Annotated in this window: 17 protein-coding genes; 2 read left to right on the top strand and 15 right to left on the bottom strand. The window is 67.6% G+C overall.

Annotated features, from left to right (window positions below; all coding sequences use genetic code 11):
- Positions 1–130 precede the first annotated feature (130 nt).
- From U4012_RS21435 to U4012_RS21375, 13 genes are all read right to left on the bottom strand, one after another.
- The gene (locus tag U4012_RS21435) at positions 131–745 is read right to left on the bottom strand and encodes a type II secretion system protein (RefSeq protein WP_321801309.1); all 615 of its coding nucleotides are present in this window, start codon (positions 743–745) and stop codon (positions 131–133) included.
- Positions 742–1,212 carry a type II secretion system protein gene (locus U4012_RS21430; protein ID WP_321801307.1) on the bottom strand — a complete coding sequence of 157 codons (471 nt, stop codon included), beginning with the start codon at positions 1,210–1,212 and terminating at the stop codon, positions 742–744. Before U4012_RS21430 ends, U4012_RS21435 begins: the two co-directional genes overlap by 4 nt.
- A gap of 9 nt (positions 1,213–1,221) precedes the next feature.
- Complete coding sequence (locus U4012_RS21425; RefSeq protein WP_044848032.1) at positions 1,222–1,755, bottom strand: type II secretion system protein; 534 nt, start codon at positions 1,753–1,755, stop codon at positions 1,222–1,224.
- 3 nt (positions 1,756–1,758) lie between these two features.
- Entirely contained in the window at positions 1,759–4,101 is a 2,343-nt protein-coding gene (locus U4012_RS21420; RefSeq protein ID WP_321801304.1) for a type IV pilus secretin PilQ, read from the bottom strand.
- Complete coding sequence (locus U4012_RS21415) at positions 4,102–4,737, bottom strand: hypothetical protein (protein WP_124894395.1); 636 nt, start codon at positions 4,735–4,737, stop codon at positions 4,102–4,104. It abuts the gene before it with no gap.
- The gene (locus U4012_RS21410; RefSeq protein ID WP_124487511.1) at positions 4,734–5,300 is read right to left on the bottom strand and encodes a hypothetical protein; all 567 of its coding nucleotides are present in this window, start codon (positions 5,298–5,300) and stop codon (positions 4,734–4,736) included. Before U4012_RS21410 ends, U4012_RS21415 begins: the two co-directional genes overlap by 4 nt.
- Positions 5,297–5,827, bottom strand: coding sequence for a membrane protein (locus U4012_RS21405; protein ID WP_044849141.1), 531 nt, complete (start codon positions 5,825–5,827; stop codon positions 5,297–5,299). Before U4012_RS21405 ends, U4012_RS21410 begins: the two co-directional genes overlap by 4 nt.
- The gene (locus U4012_RS21400; protein WP_321801300.1) at positions 5,824–6,699 is read right to left on the bottom strand and encodes a hypothetical protein; all 876 of its coding nucleotides are present in this window, start codon (positions 6,697–6,699) and stop codon (positions 5,824–5,826) included. The genes U4012_RS21405 and U4012_RS21400 overlap by 4 nt, the downstream gene beginning before the upstream one ends.
- Positions 6,680–8,398 (bottom strand): GspE/PulE family protein, encoded by a 1,719-nt coding sequence (locus U4012_RS21395; RefSeq protein WP_321801298.1) that lies wholly within the window; start codon positions 8,396–8,398, stop codon positions 6,680–6,682. Before U4012_RS21395 ends, U4012_RS21400 begins: the two co-directional genes overlap by 20 nt.
- 17 nt (positions 8,399–8,415) lie before the next feature.
- Positions 8,416–9,618 carry a type II secretion system F family protein gene (locus U4012_RS21390; protein ID WP_124487507.1) on the bottom strand — a complete coding sequence of 401 codons (1,203 nt, stop codon included), beginning with the start codon at positions 9,616–9,618 and terminating at the stop codon, positions 8,416–8,418.
- A gap of 56 nt (positions 9,619–9,674) precedes the next feature.
- Positions 9,675–10,136: a type II secretion system major pseudopilin GspG gene (gene gspG, locus U4012_RS21385; protein ID WP_415750393.1), complete on the bottom strand. Its 462-nt coding sequence runs from the start codon at positions 10,134–10,136 to the stop codon at positions 9,675–9,677.
- Between the two features lie 171 nt (positions 10,137–10,307).
- Positions 10,308–10,982: a response regulator gene (locus tag U4012_RS21380; RefSeq protein ID WP_124571829.1), complete on the bottom strand. Its 675-nt coding sequence runs from the start codon at positions 10,980–10,982 to the stop codon at positions 10,308–10,310.
- Positions 10,983–11,011: 29 nt separating this feature from the next.
- Positions 11,012–11,662, bottom strand: a complete 651-nt coding sequence (locus U4012_RS21375) for an SCO family protein (protein ID WP_321801570.1) — start codon at positions 11,660–11,662, stop codon at positions 11,012–11,014.
- A gap of 673 nt (positions 11,663–12,335) precedes the next feature.
- Here U4012_RS21375 and U4012_RS21370 point away from each other — a divergent pair.
- Positions 12,336–13,454, top strand: coding sequence for a PAS domain-containing sensor histidine kinase (locus U4012_RS21370; RefSeq protein ID WP_321801294.1), 1,119 nt, complete (start codon positions 12,336–12,338; stop codon positions 13,452–13,454).
- Between the two features lie 13 nt (positions 13,455–13,467).
- Here the strand turns inward: U4012_RS21370 and U4012_RS21365 are convergent, their stop codons facing one another.
- Positions 13,468–14,247, bottom strand: a complete 780-nt coding sequence (locus tag U4012_RS21365; protein WP_044849151.1) for a response regulator — start codon at positions 14,245–14,247, stop codon at positions 13,468–13,470.
- 533 nt (positions 14,248–14,780) lie between these two features.
- On the opposite strand from U4012_RS21365, the gene U4012_RS21360 reads away from it, so the two are divergent.
- Positions 14,781–15,419, top strand: a complete 639-nt coding sequence (locus tag U4012_RS21360; protein WP_321801291.1) for a lytic transglycosylase domain-containing protein — start codon at positions 14,781–14,783, stop codon at positions 15,417–15,419.
- A 157-nt stretch (positions 15,420–15,576) separates the two neighbouring features.
- Here the strand turns inward: U4012_RS21360 and U4012_RS21355 are convergent, their stop codons facing one another.
- Positions 15,577–16,086 (bottom strand): DUF1269 domain-containing protein, encoded by a 510-nt coding sequence (locus tag U4012_RS21355; RefSeq protein WP_321801568.1) that lies wholly within the window; start codon positions 16,084–16,086, stop codon positions 15,577–15,579.
- Between the last annotated feature and the right edge of the window lie 145 nt (positions 16,087–16,231).

Below are 16,231 nucleotides of genomic sequence, written 5' to 3'. Positions count from 1 at the left end.
CCCCTAGCCGGGCGCCCCTTTCTTCATCACGTTTCATTCGTCGGCGCTCCACGCCGTTTTACGCGCGATGCCCGTTGCGGGCGTCGCGCTTTTTTGCGTGCGGCCTGTATCGCGTGGTGCCGAATCCGCGTCAACGCAAGCCCGTCGGCACCTGTCCGGGCAGCGAGCCGCCCGGAAAACCGGACAGGCTCGGCACACTGGCCGGCCGCGCCGGCGCCGCCGGCGACGCTTCGTCGGCCGATGCGGCCATACCCGGTGCGAGGTAAAGAAACTTCCATTGCCGATAGGTTTCGAGGCCCTCGAAGTCCCTGTATCGATCCGGAAATCCCGCGCGCTTGATCGGCGCGCCATCCGAGCTGCTGGATACGCCGTAGAACCGGTCGGCCCGCCACAGGAACGACCAGTCGTTCTTGCCGCTGACCGGATCCGGATATGCGCGGCGCAGATGATGCATGGGCGTGGCAAAGCGCGTATCGTCCAGCAGGTCGTCGACCGTTTGCGGATATACGCGCCCGACACGGTAGTACGCGACGATGGCCCTGCGGTACTGATCGCCGACGAACAGCAGTTGCCGCTCCTGTTCGCGGCGCCGCTGCAGCGACCAGACGTCCAGCGCGCCGGCCAGCGCGATCGACATCAGCATCAGCGCGATCAGCAGCGCGAGCAGCACGAGCCCGCGCTGCCGCCCGCCGCACAGGCGGGCATGCATCGCACGCGCGCGCGCGGCCCGCCCGGACCGGCTCATTTCACGGCTCCGGCCACGCCCGCCGTTGCCGCCGTTGCCGCCGTTGCCGCCGTTGCCGCCGTTCCCGCCGTTCCCGCCGTTCCCGCCGTTCCCGCCACGCCCGGCAGCGCGCCTTGCACACCGCTCGCGGGCCCCACATCGTAGACGCCCGGCTTGGTGTCGTCCGGCGATGCGATCGTCGCCCATTTGTCGTCGCCGTTCACCGGATCGACCGGAACCGCGCGCAAGTAGTGCTTCGCGACCAGTTCGTCGAGCGTGTCGGGGTATTGCCCGTTGTCACCGTAATACTGGTCGATCGCATTGCGCATCACCGCGAGGTTCTGCCGCCGCACCTGTTCCTTCCCGCGCTCGATGCTGTGCATGTAGCGCGGCACGGCCAAGGTCAGAAGCAGCCCGATGATGGCCATCACGACCACGATTTCGATCAGCGTAAAGCCGCGGATCCTGCGCATGCGAGCGGGTTTCATGATGAACCGTCACCATTGTTTGTACGGAATGCCGTTGATGCCGACACGAGCGGATTTCGAGGTCACGTCGAACACGTCCTTGCCGGGCTCCATGCCGGCAGGAGCCGCGTCGGCCGACGGGTCCGGCGGCGTGCCGTACGCGCGCACATCCCAGGTGTCCTCGGCCGGCGTATCGGGATCGCCGGCGAAGAACGGATCGCGCGGCACGCGGCGCAGGAACGTCATCATGCCGCCCTTCGGGTCGCGGACGTTCTTCACGCCCGTCACGAGCACGGCCAGCGACGGCGGATAGCCGGACGCTTCCGCCTCCTTTTCGATCTGCCCCGCATCGCTCGCATCCTTGTACGCATCGAGCGCCGTGCGAATCTCGCGCAACGCGGCACTCAGCTCCTGCTCCTTCTGACGCTGCACGATCAGTTCGGAGAACGGCATGATCGCGAGCGCGAGGATCGACACGAGCGCGAGCGTGATGACCATCTCGATCAACGTGAAGCCGCGCCGGCCGACGCGGCCAATGCGAGGCGCTGCGCGGCGGGCGTTCACGGCTCACTTCCCGATCGGGCGAAGCGGGTTTTCGTTCGGGATATCGCCCGCCGGCATCTGCAGCGTCGGAGCGGGCGACGCCGGCGCGGCGGCCGGCGCATTGGCCGCCGCGGCCGCCTGCTCGGCCGGTGCCGGCGACGCAACCGGCGTCACGGTGGTACCCGGCGCGGGCGCCACTTCATTGCCCGCCGGCGCGGCCGCCTGCGCCGCGCCGCCAGCCGGCTGCTCCGCCGCGGCGGCCCCGGGGGCCGGCGCGGGCAATCCCGGCTGAGACCTCGAAAACCGCCCGCCGTACGGGTCGGGCGGCGGCGTCGTGCGCGGTGCGGCCGGCAGCTGCCCGAACGCGCCGCTCTGCGGCGATGGCTGCGCACGGTTCGCCGCGGCCTCCAGCGGCGACGCCGCCGCGCCGCCCGACGTCCCGCCGCCCACGCTGCCCGGAACGACCTTCGCCTCCGGCGCCGCGGGTGCCTTCGCCTCTGGCGCCGCCGGCGCCTTCGCATCCGTCGCCGCGGGCGACTCCGCATTCAGCGCCACCGGGTCGAGTCGCAGCTGGTCGGCGTGCACGTTGACGTCGGTGCCCGACCACACTTCCTGCGTGTCCGCATCCGCCGCAACCTGCGGGCGGACGATATGCGGCGTGATCTGCAGCACGATCTCGGTCTTCTTGTGATCGCCGCCGTGATCCGAGAACAGGCGGCCGAGCACCGGCAACTGGCCAAGGCCCGGCACCTTGTTCGCGTTGCGGCGGTCCTCGTCCGAGATCAGGCCGCCCATGATCTGCGTTTCGCCGTCCCGAAGCCGCAGGCTGGTCGACGCGCTGCGCGTGCCGATCTGATACGCGAGCGAGCTCAGCCCCTGCGAGTTGCCGCTCGAGATCGTGTTGGTGATGTTGCTGACTTCGAGATTCAGCTTGATGCCGACGTCGCCGTCGCGATAAACCTGCGGCTCGACCTCGAGCTTGATGCCCACGTCGAGGTACTGGATCATCTGCGTAAATGACGGGCCGCTGGTGCTCGGCGTGCTCGAGCTCGAAATCACCGGCACCTTGTCGCCGATCATGATGCGCGCCTTCTCCTTGTTGCGCGCGCGGATGCGCGGGCTCGCGAGCAGGTTCGCGTCGGTGTCGGTCAGCTTGAAGTCCGCGGTGGCCGACAGGCCGCTCACGTTCAGCGCATTGATCGGCAGATGATGCAGCACGCCCCAGGTATCGGCCGAGCTCGGCGTCGACACCGTAAACGAGTTCGGCCAGTTGATGCCGAGTTGCGATATCCGGTCGTGCGATACCTCCAGCACCTCGACCTCGAGCATCACCTCCGGCTCCGGCAAGTCCTGGGCGGTGATCATTTCCTCGGCGACCTTGATCGTGTCCGGCGTGCCGCGGATCGTCACCGAGTTCGCGCGCTCGTCGATCACGGCCTCCTTCACCTTCAGCAGGCTCTTCAGCAGCGACTGGATCTGCTTCGCATCGACGTTCGACAGCTGGAACGTGCGCACCTTGAGCTCCTGGTATTCGAGCTCCTTGGCCGGCGTCGCCGGGTAGATGAACAGCGTGTTCGCATTCATCTGCTTCTTGTCGAGCTGGTTCTGCAACAGGATCATGTCGACCGTGTCCTGCAGCGACGCGTTCTGCACGAAGATCGTCGTCTTCAGGTCGGCGCGCACGTCGCGATCGAAAATGACGTTCAGCCCGGACGTCCGCGACAAGGCCTCGAACACCATCCGCACGTTCGCGTCGCGGAACTGCAGCGACACCGGCGTGCGCATGATCGACGACGCCGCGAGCTTGTCGTCGCGGTCCGCGTGTTGCTGGCGGCGCTTTTCGTCGAGTTCCGCCTGCATCCGCATCGCCATCGCGTTGGCCGGATCCTCGACCAGCACACGATGCACGCGTTCGGCGGCCTGCGTGTACGAACCGCGCTTCATCATGCGGTCCGCTTCCTGCAGGATCGCGAGATGCTTGCGGTCCTGGTCGATCATCGCGCCGATCCGGCGCGCGCGCTCGCTGGTCGGATCGAGCTGCTTCGCCATGTAGACGGAGCGCGCCGCGTCGTCGAATTCGTTCTGCTGACGAAACGCGTCCGCGTTGTCGAGCAGCTGGCCGACCGCGTCGTTGCGCTCGTGCAAGGCGTCGATCTTCACCTGCGCGTTGGTCGGATCGTCCTGGAGGTTCGGCACATGCGCGCAGCCACCGCATGCGAGCAGCGCCACGGCGATCGCCAGCGCGCGTTGCGTCGCGCAGCGGGGCGCCGGTGCGGGTCGCGCACCCGCCGGGGTGACGGAGCAAAGGCGTGTCGACGGGCCGCCGTCCCCGTTGCGGCGCACATCCCGTGTCAGTACGGTTTCCATTTACTTTCCTTCCACTGAAATGGGCACCATCTGGATCTGGTTCAGCGGCAGATAGGTGAGCACCACGTTCGACTCGGACACCGACTCGACGCGATACTGGCTGTCGATCACATCGCCCGGCGAAACGATCAGCAACTGGTCTCCGTTGCCGAGAAACACTTGCGGCTTCGCCGACTTGGCATCCTGCTGGCCGAGATAGATGAACGGCACCGGCGGCGCGGTCGGCGGCGCCGGACGCGTTTCGGGCGGCGGCGGCTCGACGGGCGGCGGCGGCAGCCATGACGACGCCGTGAAGGGATCGTGCGCAGCTTCGACGGACACGGGCGCACGCAATGCGGCGAGCTGTTCCCGCGCGGTCGCCGCCGCGTCATGCGGCGCGGGTACGTCATGCGCCGCGGGCAACGACGCGGGCGCAGGCGCCGCGGCATGCGAGGCCGCCGCAAGGCCTGCGCGTGCGCGTGCCGGCGCGGGCGCCACGCGCGCACCGTCGCGATGGACGATGCCGCTTGCAGCGGCCGGAGCCGGCTGCTGCATCGCCGCCACCAGCACGCGATATCCGGTACCGGCGACGACGAGGCAGCCCAGCACGAGCACGAGCCGATTGCGCGACGCGGGTTTCATGACGGCGGAGATCATGGCTGGGCGCTCCGATAGACGAGTTCGAAACGAACCCGCGCGTCGAGAATGCTGCTGCCCACCGCCGGACGCTCGACGTGGATTTCCTGCAGCGCCGCGTTCGGCACGTGGTTCAGCACCGACGCGAGAAAATGCCGGATCGCGCCGTACTGATCCTTCACGGGCAGCAGCACCTGGTAGCGCGTAAAGCGCGCCCCCGACTCGGTCGTCATCTGGTACTCGGCGGAGCCGAGCGCCAGATGGCTGTCGCGCGCCTGCTCGAAGATCGACGCGATGTCGTCCGCGCTTTGCGAAAAGCGCGGAAAGAGCGCCGGCAACGTGTCGAGCGTCGTCGCGTCCGCCGCCGTGCCGCGCACGTCGGCCGGACGATGGCCGCGTGCGGCGCGCACGACGCCCGCCGGCGCCTGCATCGCGCGCGTGTCGGCCTCCACGCCGGCGAGCGCCGCATACGTGATGCCCGCGGCACCGAGCATCAGGATCCCGGCGAGCCCCGGCAGGCCGAATGCACGCCGCCACGCGAACCGAAGCGTGAGCAGACGGTCCGCGAAACGATCGGCTTTCATGATTTCCTCCAGACGGCCGTGATCTGGAAACGCACCGGCTTTCCCGCCACGTTCTCCTCGACGAGGTGGCCGTTGAGCGTCGCCTCGCGCAGCACGTCGCTCGTCTGCAAGTACTTCAGGTACGCGATCATCGCGTCCGGGTCCTTCGCTTCGGCCGTGATGCGAATCTGGCCCTGTGCCGGGTTCTGGTCGATGCCGATCAGTGCGACGTCATGGCCCGGATAGTCTTCGACGATCGAGAAGAGCGTCTGCCACGGCACGGTCAGTTCGCGCAGCACGGCCTGGCTCTGCTTTTCCGCGAGCCGGGCGGCCGCGGTCGGCGGCGGCTTCACGACGTGTTGTTGCGCGAACGTGCGATGCTGAACGAGCGCCAGCGCGTCCCGGATGCGATCGTTCTCCGCATACGCGTGCCAGAGCCGGACGGCGCACGCGCCCCACAGCAGCGCGGCGACGCCGAGCAGGATCGCGCCGCTCACGCCGATACGGGCGCGGCGCCGGCAAAAATCGATGTCGAGCGTGCGGCTCATGATGCGTACTCCAGCAACCGGCGCGCAGGCGAACCGTCGAGCGCCGCGCGGCCCGGCAGCACGACCGCGGCAAAACGCGCCTCGAACGGCGCGGCATCCGTGTCGACGCCGCACAGATAGACCTTGCAGTCGTCGCGCGTCAGGCCCGTGCGCGTCGCCGAGCGCTCGAACAGCTGCTCGGCGAGTTCGGCAAGCCTCGACGCATCGCCGGACTCGCCCGGAAAGAGGCGCTGCGCGTCGTACGCGGTCCACTCGCCGCGCTCGATCATGACCGCCTGCAGCAACGCCTCGCCGACGACGAGCAGCATCGCGTCGCCGTCCGGCTTCACCGCGACCCGATCGAGCGTCTCCGGAAGCCCCGCGCGCAGGCAGCGGATGCGGACATCACCGGCGGCGCCCGTCCCGAGAATGCCGTCGTACAGCGTGCGCGGCAGCGCGCTGGCAAAGAGCACACGGCCGCCGCGCCGCACGTCGAAGCGCGTGACCAGCGACTCGGCGGCGACCCCGTAGGTGTCGGAGAAATGCGCAAGCGCGATGTCCTCGAGCTCGCGCGCGTGCAGCGCGCGGAAGTCGCCGCGCAGGATCGCATGGCAACACCAGAAATCGTCGAGCACGATGTGCGCGCCGCGCACGGGCGGCCGCTTCGCATTGCCGTCGCTGCCGGCTGTCGTGGCCGTCGCGGCCAGCGCGGCAGCCAGCGCGTCGAGCACCCCCGTCTCGCTCCCGAACCGTTCGTCGGGGATGACGACGCTGAGCGGATCGGCGGCGAACCCGCGCCGGCCCGGCCGCCACAGTGCGCGCGGGCGGATGCCGACGACGATCTCGCGCGTGCCGACGCCGATCGCGAGCCGATCATTCGACCATGGTGACACGATTGATCTCCTCGAGCGTCGTTTCGCCGCGCCTCACCAGGTCGATCGCCGATGCGCGCAACGTCGTCATGCCGTAGCGCAGCGCCGCCGCCTTGATGTGCCCGAGCGGCGCGCGCTCCGACAGCAGTTGCCGCAGTTCGTCGTTCATGCGCAGCGCTTCCGCGATCGCGCGCCGGCCGCGATAGCCGCTGCCGCGGCACATCGCGCACCCGGTACCGCGGCGAAACAGGTAGCTGCCGGCCGTGTCCGGGTCGATGCCCGAGCGGGCGAGCGCATCCGCGTCGACCGTGTCCTCGTCCAGGCAGTCCGGACAGCACTGGCGCAGCAGCCGCTGCGCGATCACGCCGTTCAGCGCCGATACGAAGCTGTACGGATCGACCTCCATGTTCGTGAAACGGCCAATCACGTCGAACACGTTGTTCGCATGCACGGTGGTGAACACCTGGTGACCGGTCAGCGCGGCCTGCACGGCGATCTGCGCGGTTTCGGGATCGCGGATTTCGCCGACCATGATCTTGTCCGGATCGTGCCGCAGGATCGACCGCAAGCCGCGCGCGAACGTCAGGCCCTTCGCCTCGTTGACCGGTATCTGCAGGATCTCGCCGAGCTGGTATTCGACCGGATCCTCGATCGTCACGATCTTCTCGAGCCCGTTGTTGATTTCGGTGAGGATTGCATAAAGCGTCGTGGTCTTGCCGCTGCCGGTGGGGCCCGTGACGAGCAGCATCCCGTACGGCATCGACGCGACCGACCGCATGAAGCGCGTGTCGGCGGGCTGGAACCCCAGCGCCTCGAGCGTCAGGCCGCCCGACGCCTGGGACAGCTGGTAGCGGTCGAGAATCCGCAACACCGCGTCCTCGCCGAACTGGTTCGGCATGATCGATACGCGAAAATCGATCTCGCGTCCGGCGTACATCGCCTTGAAGCGCCCGTCCTGCGGAATGCGGCGCTCCGCGATATCGAGCTCGGAGATCACCTTCACGCGCGACAGCACCTGGTCCGCGACGTCGCGGCCCTCGACGCGCCCCACCACCGTCAGCACGCCATCGACCCGGCACTTGATCATCAAGCCGTTCGCCCGGCATTCGAGGTGGATGTCGCTCGCCAGCATCTTGAGCGCGTCGTAGATCGTCGAGTTGAGCAGACGCACCACCGGGCTGTCGTCGCTGCTGATGCCCTGCAGCGTCAACGCGAGCGACGCCGGATCGGGCGCACTCAGGATCGGATCGTCGAACGCGAGCGAATCCATCGCGCGGATGTCCTTCTCCCGCACGGCGAGATAGGCGCCCAGGTCGCCCGCGCTCGCGAGCGCCCATCCGTACGGCAGCGCCGGGTGCGCACGCATCCGGTGCTCGATCCAGCCGCGCGTGCGGGCATCGAGCGGATCGGCGATCGCGAACAGCAGCGCGCCGCAGTCGGGATCGCGCAGGCACACGCAAAGGCGCGCCGTTGCCTCGACGAACGGCACCAGCTCGAAATCCGGCTCCAGGCGATTCAGTTCGCGCATGCCGATCGGCTTCATCCGGAATTGCGACGCGAGCCGCTCGCGCATCTCGTCCGCACCCAGCGCCGTCTGCGCCGTCAATGCCTCGAGCGCGCGCAGGCCCGAACCGTGCCGTTCGCCGAGCGTGCGCAGCAGGTCGCGCAGTTCGGCGTCCGCGTCGGGCGGGTTGTCGGGGGAGGATGTGAGGGTGTCCACGCGCGTCTCCGGGGTGGCTACTGAATGCTCGACGCGATCTCGAAGATCGGCATGTACATCAACACGACGATGCCGCCGATCACCACGCCGATCACGATCATCATCATGGGTTCGATCAGCCGCGAAATCAGGTCGATCGTGCGCGACACCTGCGCTTCCTGAAACGCGGCGATCCGGTCGAGGACGGGCCCGAGCCCGCCGGTCTTCTCGGCCACCGTCAGCAGGCGGTAGCCGATCGCATTCGCGAGACCGGCCTGCTGGAACGCGTCGGACATCTTCGCGCCGTTGCGGACCTGCTGCAGCGCGCGCGCCAGCGCGGCCTGGTCCGCGCGGCCGACGAGGCCGCGTGCGAGATCGAACGCGCGAATGGCGGGAATGCCGCCGTCGACCAGCATCGCCGTCGTGCGATAGAACTGCGACTGGCGAAACACACGGAAGTGTTGCCCGATGCCGGGCAGCGCCAGCAGCCGATCCGCGAGCCAGATGCGCAGTGCCGGCCGCCGCAGCGCGACACCGGCGGCCACCGCCAGCACCGCGAGGCCGCCGGCCAGCTCGGTGCCGTGCGCGTGCACCATGCCGCCCCACGCCATCAGCAGCCGCGACATCAGCGGCAGCTCGCGGCCGCTGTGTTCGAGCAGCGTCGCGAAGCGCGGCACCACGAAGCCGAGCAGGAACAGCACGACGGCCGCACCGACGAACAGCAGCACCGTCGGGTAGATCGCCGCCGACACGACCCGCGCGCGCAACTCGCGCAGCGTCGCGCTGTTGTGCGAATAGCGCGTCAGGCTGTCGGCCAGGCCGCCGGTCTGCTCGCTCGCCTTCACGCACGCCACCAGCACCGGCGGAAAGATCGGGCTCGCATGCTCGAGCGCCGCCGACAGCGACTGCCCTTCCTCGAGCTGCCGCAGCAGGTCGCGGCACACCTGTGCGGACGCTTCGCGCCGCGCGTTGCCGCCGAGCGTGCGCAGCGCGTCGACGAGGCCGACACCCGCATCGAGCAGCGCCGCCAGCTCGCGCGCGAACATGTCGACGTCGAACCGCGCACGCGGCATGCCGAGCCGGTTCGCGCCGCGCCGCTGCCGCCCGGCGTCCGTGCTGACCGATACGACGCGAAGGCCGCGCGCACGCGCGAGCGAGGCCGCGTTCGCCGGCGAATCGCTGTCGATGCGAAGCGTCTGCACCGAGCCGCTCGTATCGAATACATGCAGCACGAATTTCACGTCGAGCCTCCTTGCGAGCTGCTCACGACGCGCGCCGCGACCGCGGCCACGCGCCCCTACCACGACGAGATCGTCACGTTCTCGCCGGTACCGCCGCCGCGCCCGTCCTTGCCGAGCGAGAACAGGTCGTAGTCGCCGTGCTCGCCCGGTGAACGATACTGATAGGGCCGGTCCCACGGATCCACCGGGACGGCCTTCTGCAGATAGGGACCGCTCCACCGCGATGCGCTTTGCGGCTTGTTCACGAGTGCATCCAGCCCCTCCTCGGTCGTCGGATAGGTACCGACGTCGAGCCGGTATTGATCCAGCGCCTGGCCGAGCGACACGATCTGCGCACGCGCGATCTTGACGTTGGACTTGCCGACCTGTTCGAAATACCGTGGCGCCACGAGCCCTGCCAGCAACCCGATGATGACCATCACGACGAGCAGCTCGAGCAGCGTGAAGCCGCGACTCGCACACGCGGGGCACACGCGTCGTTCGTCACGCTGCCGCCGGCCCGGCCCGCCGGCCGGGATCGAGAACGATTCGTGGCTCACGGCTGCCTCCCTGTATCGACCCGCGGCACCGGCGCCGCCGATGCCGTTGATTGCATTCTTGTTCACGCCGGTACGGGTCAGAAGTAGGGAGTGCCGTCCATCCCCATGGGTAAATCCCCCCCTGTTGGGCCCTGCCCGAATGGAGGGGATTTACACACGGTCGTCGTCGTTCAGCGCGAGCACGCCGACGTCGATCGCGAAGTGAACGAGGCCGGTCAGGTTCACGACGCCGAGCTTGCGCATGAGATTGGCGCGGTGCTTGTCCACCGTTTTCGGGCTGACCTTCAGGCACTCGCCGACCTGCCGGCTCGTGTGCCCTTCGACGACGAGGCGCAACACCGTGCGCTCGCGATTCGTCAGCGCATTCCACAATCGCGCCCGGTGCGCGTTCGCGTCGTGCAGCCCGTGCAGGCCGGCGCGGGCGCGATAGGCGTCGAGGCTGACCACGCACTTGCCCTGCATCACGAAGCGCATCTCGCGCACCAGGTCGGCGAACGGCGAATCCTTGACCACGTAGCCGTCCGCGCCGGCGGCAAACGCTTCCCTGACGTTGTCTTCGCTGCGATGAACCGTGAGGACGATGATCCGCGCATGCGGCACGTCGCGCTTGATCGTCGCGATCGCTTCGAAGCCGCTGCCGCCCGGCATGGACAGATCCATCAGGATCAGGTCGGGCCGCGTCTTCTCGGCGAGACGGCAGGCCTCGACCCCGCCGCTCGCCGCGCCGACGATGCAGTAGTCGGCCAGCTCGGAAACCAGGTGACTCAGGCCGACCCGCAACAGATGCTGATCCTCGACGATCAGCACACGGTGCTTGTTGTCCAATTTCGACGCTCCTTTCAGAGACGCGATACCTAGTTGGACGCAACGACATCGCGATAGGCCGCGAGCAGCTCGGTCGGCGTCGCGAAGCCGTCGATACGCAGCCACGGCTGGCCCGGCGCGGCCCGCACGAACGTCACCGGCGTGTGGTTCATCTTGTCGCCGCGATACACGTTGAACGCGCGTTGCGCGGCGACGCTCGCATCGACGGTACCGGTGTAGTGCTGCCATTCGGGGCCGGCTTCGAAGCGTGCCGCGTAGGTCCTGAGCCGCTCGGGCGTGTCCGCCTCCGGATCGATCGAGATCGACATGATGTGCACCTTGTCGCGGTCGGCGCCAAGTTCGCCCTGCAGTTGCTCGAGCGTCTGGCTGATCATCGGGCAGATGGTCGTGCAACTGGTGTAGATGAATGTCAGGATCACCGGCCGGCCGTCGTCCAGTTCCTTGACCAGCGAGACGGTCCGGCCGTCGTCGCGCACGAGCTGGACCGACGGCTCGGCATACTGGACCATCGTGTGCACGGTGCCCGGCATCACGGCGTGATGATGCATGTGCATGCCGGCGGCTCCGGTCGCGCCGTCGGTCATCTGCGAGGCGGCCTTGTCCGCCGGTTTTGCGGCGGGTGCGGCCGGTGCGGGCGCGGCGGGGCTATCGTTGGCGGGCGCCGCGGCGGGCTGCGTCATGGGCTCGGTAGCGGGCTCCGTCGCCTGCTCCGCGGCGGGCTGCATCGCGGGCTCGGTTGCGGGCTCCATCGCGTGCCCTGCGGCGGGCTGCATTGCGGGCTCGGTGGCGGGTTCCATCGCGTGTTCCGCAGCGGGCTCCGTCGCGTGCTCCGCGGCGTGCGTCGCCGCGCTGTCGGCGGTGTTTCCGACGGAATCTTCGCCACCGTTCTGCATGGTCATTCCCGTCATGCTCTCGACGGCATCCGGCGCACCATTCTCCGTGACGCTCGTGCTCGCGGCGGCGTTTTCCGCGGCCGCCCCGCCGGCGTTCTCGATCGCGCTGCCATCGGGCGCACACCACGCGGGCGTCGCGGCAAGCGCAACGCCCGCGACCACGAGTGCGCCCATCGTCGATCTTCCGATCCTGTTCATACCAGCCTCCCTGAGACGCGCCCAGGCAGCGGACAATTCCGTGCCCCGCCACTGAAGTGTCATGAATCCGGTCGCGAGCGTCATGGGATGACGCCCCCCAAAGGCCGGTAGGACATGCCCGCTTGGCGGGATTTCCCGTTGCATACGGAAGGTATTTCCCCAAGACGTACGCGCGAAATCCCCATGTTGCGGGCCGAGTCGGTCACGTCCTAGAATGATCGAAACCTTACGGTTTCCTGAAAACTGCGCTTCGGGAGCTACCATGACTGAACGCCAGCCGGAAGGACCACGGATCAGGCTGCTCGATCTGATCGATGCGATGCGCAAGCTGCGCAGCGCGGTGCGTCCCGATGATCGCCGCAGTGCTGTCGTCACCGATGCGCGTGGAGCGGCGCTCGCCATTCTCGCCGACGACGGCACCTTCGTATCGGTCAATCGCAGTGCCGCGGCGCTGTTCGGCTACACGGCCGCTGAACTCGTCGGCCGGCATCTGTCCGACCTGGCGCCCGACGACGCCCACGCCGAGCTGGCGAGAGAGCTGTCCACGAGCGTCGCCCTTCAGCATCATTCGTTCACTGCGATGCTCAGCGGGCGAAGCGGCCATCCCGCGCGATTCGTCGTACATCAGCAGGCCCTTCCCGACGCGCACCTGTCGCTGACGCTGTTCGAGGAACCGTCGACGCCCGAGCCCGAACGGCGCGGCGCCGCGGCGAACGATGCGGGCGTGCATGCCTGCAACACCTATCTCCTGATGGGCCAGCAGAAGGAACGGCATCGGCTTGCCGCGGAATTGCACGACGGGCTCGGCCAGGCGCTGACGCTCATCAAGCTGATGAACGAGGACGCGCTCATGCGCATTCGCCGCGGCGAGATCGCCGACGCGACGACGCTGCTCGACGACGCCGTGCTGCGCATTCGCGAGACGATCGGCGAAGTCCGCCAGATCTGCGGCGAATTGAGGCCGCCGATACTCGACAAGCTCGGACTGCCGGCCGCGCTCGCTTCGCTGTGCCGGCGCATCGAGCGCGACGCGGACCCGCTGTCGGTGGAGTTCAATTGCGACGTCGACGACGACGACATACCGGATCATCTGAAGGCCGACGCGTTCAGAGTCGCGCAGGAGGCACTCCACAACATCGTCAAGCATGCACAGGCCACCGAGATCGTGCTCAGCCTGCAACACGATGCCGGCAGCCTGATGCTGACGATCGACGACGACGGCGTCGGCTACGAACGTCGCCCGCTTTCGACGGACGACGCGCGCACGGCCGGGCTCGGCCTGATCGGCATGCAGCACCGCATCGAGGCGCACGGCGGCACGTTTGCGATCCAGTCGTCCGCCGCGACGGGTACGCGCGTCTCGGCAACCTGGCCGCTCTGACGCGCAGCCGCGCTCAGCCCTTCACGCCGCCCGCCGGATAGTCGTCCAGCCGCGCGACGGCGCCTGCCGCCTGCACGCCGTCGGCGACTGCGTGCGTCGACACCTCGTCCACGTTTGGCTCCGCGCATTTCGCCGCGAGTGTCGTCAACAGACCCATGTTCATCGCGACGAGCACCAGCTCCGTCAGATTCGCGAGATGGAGCTTGTGCATCATGCTCGCCCGGTACTTCTCGATCGTCTTCGGGCTCAGGTTCAGGTACTGACCGACCTGCCGGTTGGTGCGTCCTTCCGCGATCAGTTTCAGCACGCTGCGTTCGCGTGCGGTCAGGATGTCCCACGCCTTTTTCGGCGCGGGCATTTCGCGACCGCTGACGAACGAGTCGACCATGTAGCCGTACACGTCGGCACTCAGATGCTTCTTCCCCTGCATGACCATGCGCATCGCGAGCAGCAATTCGTCGAACGAAACGTCCTTGAGCACGTAGCCGTCGACACCCGCGCGCAGCGCCTCGCGCACATACTCTTCGCTCTGGTGCACCGTGAGCGCGACGATCCGGACGGACGGCGTTCGACGCTTGATCGTCGCGCTCGCATCGATGCCGTTCATCCCGCGCATCGACAGATCCATCAGGATCAGGTCCGGCGCGAGCGTCATTGCCTGATGGCATGCCTCCTTGCCGTCCCGCGCTTCGCCGACGACTTCGTAATCGCCTTGTGCGCAAAGCATCGACCGGAGCCCGTTTCTCAGCAGATCGTGATCTTCTGCAATTATCACGCGATATTTAGTATTCACGACTTCCCCCAAGTGTTCCCGCGCTTGCACCCCCGTTGGACATCGATGCCTCGGTTGCACGGTGCCGGACGCCCTTTCTGATGATTTCCTCGGTCCGGTCTGGTGGTCCGCCTCGCGAGCGATTGGCCACGCTCCTCGTCCGAGCAAGGATCGCGCCACCGCGCCGCGCGCGAGCGCCCGCGCCGGGCATGCATCTGCGGAAACGTCGTGCGACGACGGGAATGTTTCAGGCGTGAATCGTTTCGGGGTGGTGCGTCGCATCAGTAAGACTACGGATGGCGGGACTATCCGATCGCTTTCGCCGCGCGAGCAATGATTTCTTCTGCAACCGCGGTTGCATCGAGCAGAAAACAACTGTTCCGCGTAAGGATCGTCAACTTCGCCGGATTACCGGATCCTGCCGGCGATTCCTTGTGTAACAGTTTTGCACCGCCACCGCGGCAGCGTCTCCGCCGGCCTCGAATTGTAGGAGGATGCCCCATTGTCGATGCGAACACCCGGCCACGAAAATGCAGATGCAGGAGGCCTGAAAGATGCACTGCCAACCTTCGTCCGGATTACGAAAGACCATCGTCGTCGCCGCATGCGCGGGAATCGGCTCGGCATGGTCGTGCGCCGCTCACGCGCAGATATTCGGCATGGTGGCGAAGAACGGGGTCATCGTCCTGACCAACGTGCCCACCACGGTCAATCTGAAAGTGATCGTCGCGGCCGCGAGGCCAGCCGCCAGGCCGGCCGCATCCACGACGAAGCGTGTCGCGCCGAAACACGTCGTCGCGTCGTCGTTCGAGGACGTGATCGCCGAAGCGAGCCGGTCGTTCAACGTTCCGCCCGAACTCCTTCGCGCCGTGATCGACGTCGAATCGGGATACAACCCGAAGGCGGTATCGGACAAAGGCGCGCTCGGGCTCATGCAACTGATGCCGGAAACGGCCCGGCGCTTCTCGGGCGGCGACATGTTCGATCCGCGCGCCAACGTGCTGACCGGCGCACGGTATCTGCGCTTCCTGCTCAACATGTTCAAGGAAAACGTCGAGCTCACGCTCGCTGCGTACAACGCCGGAGAGAATGCCGTGATTCGGGCCGGGTATCGCATCCCGTCGATGCCGCAGACGCGCGAGTACGTGCCGCGCGTGCTCGCGCGCTACAAGCGGCTGCTCGCCGCGAATTGAAAAACGCGGAAAAACGCGAAACACGCGCGACCCGCGGCAGCCTGCGCGCGGCAATGCTGCCGGCATCGCGCGCACGGCGCGTTGCCGGGCGCCATGAAGCGATGGCGTCCGGCAACGTGTAGCGCCGTAGCGGCCGGCATTCGGCCCGCCCCGCCACTCATGGAAATGCCGGGACAGTCGGATCCTCTCCCTGCAGATGCGCATCCCTATGGTGAAGCCTGATCGCGTCTTCGATCTCGCGAACGCGGTCGGTCGGCACGTCGATCATCATCAGCAGCTCGCCATGCTCGATGCCCTCCTCGAAACGCTTCAGGCGCGTGCTCGGCATGTCGATGCCGATCATCGTCGCCACCCATGCGCCGAAGGCCGCGCCGAACAGCGTGATCGCCACGACGATGCCGCCGCCGATCGGCAAACCCGCGGGCTGGACCAGCAGCAGGATCAGCCCAATCAGCATGCCGGTCGCGGAGCCGACCGCGGTGCCGCGCGCGAGCGACGGCAGCAGGTCGCTGCGTTGCACCAGCGTGGCTTCCGGCAAGTCGTCGCGCCAGACATCGTGATTCGCGAGGCAATGGATATGTCGCCACTCGATTCGCAGCGACAGCAGCTCGCCGACGATCGACCGCGCGCATTGCGCCGTCGGCAACAGAAAATAGACGCGTCTCATGGCAGCTCCTCCTGCGTCGCATCCGGAATGCGGCGATGCTCGTTCGGACATTCTGGTCCGGCACGCCGGCGGCGGGTAGGGGTAATGCTCGCCGAAGTGCATGGGTAGAACACGGTAGGAAACGCCCAGCATGCTTCAGAGTTGC

This window comes from Burkholderia sp. BCC1988 (assembly GCF_905339895.1).
GTDB lineage: Bacteria > Pseudomonadota > Gammaproteobacteria > Burkholderiales > Burkholderiaceae > Burkholderia.
Note: the sequence above shows the minus strand (reverse complement) of the source record. Positions and strands in the feature narration are given on the sequence as shown.

What these genes read in the sequence shown, in the direction of transcription:
- U4012_RS21435 (WP_321801309.1), bottom strand. Translation starts at nt 745, where the DNA reads ATGAGCCGGTCCGGGCGGGCCGCGCGCGCGCGTGCGATGCATGCCCGC.
- U4012_RS21430 (WP_321801307.1), bottom strand. Translation starts at nt 1,212, where the DNA reads ATGAAACCCGCTCGCATGCGCAGGATCCGCGGCTTTACGCTGATCGAA.
- U4012_RS21420 (WP_321801304.1), bottom strand. Translation starts at nt 4,101, where the DNA reads ATGGAAACCGTACTGACACGGGATGTGCGCCGCAACGGGGACGGCGGC.
- U4012_RS21415 (WP_124894395.1), bottom strand. Translation starts at nt 4,737, where the DNA reads ATGATCTCCGCCGTCATGAAACCCGCGTCGCGCAATCGGCTCGTGCTC.
- U4012_RS21410 (WP_124487511.1), bottom strand. Translation starts at nt 5,300, where the DNA reads ATGAAAGCCGATCGTTTCGCGGACCGTCTGCTCACGCTTCGGTTCGCG.
- U4012_RS21405 (WP_044849141.1), bottom strand. Translation starts at nt 5,827, where the DNA reads ATGAGCCGCACGCTCGACATCGATTTTTGCCGGCGCCGCGCCCGTATC.
- U4012_RS21375 (WP_321801570.1), bottom strand. Translation starts at nt 11,662, where the DNA reads ATGACGCAGCCCGCCGCGGCGCCCGCCAACGATAGCCCCGCCGCGCCC.
- U4012_RS21370 (WP_321801294.1), top strand. Translation starts at nt 12,336, where the DNA reads ATGACTGAACGCCAGCCGGAAGGACCACGGATCAGGCTGCTCGATCTG.
- U4012_RS21360 (WP_321801291.1), top strand. Translation starts at nt 14,781, where the DNA reads ATGCACTGCCAACCTTCGTCCGGATTACGAAAGACCATCGTCGTCGCC.
- U4012_RS21355 (WP_321801568.1), bottom strand. Translation starts at nt 16,086, where the DNA reads ATGAGACGCGTCTATTTTCTGTTGCCGACGGCGCAATGCGCGCGGTCG.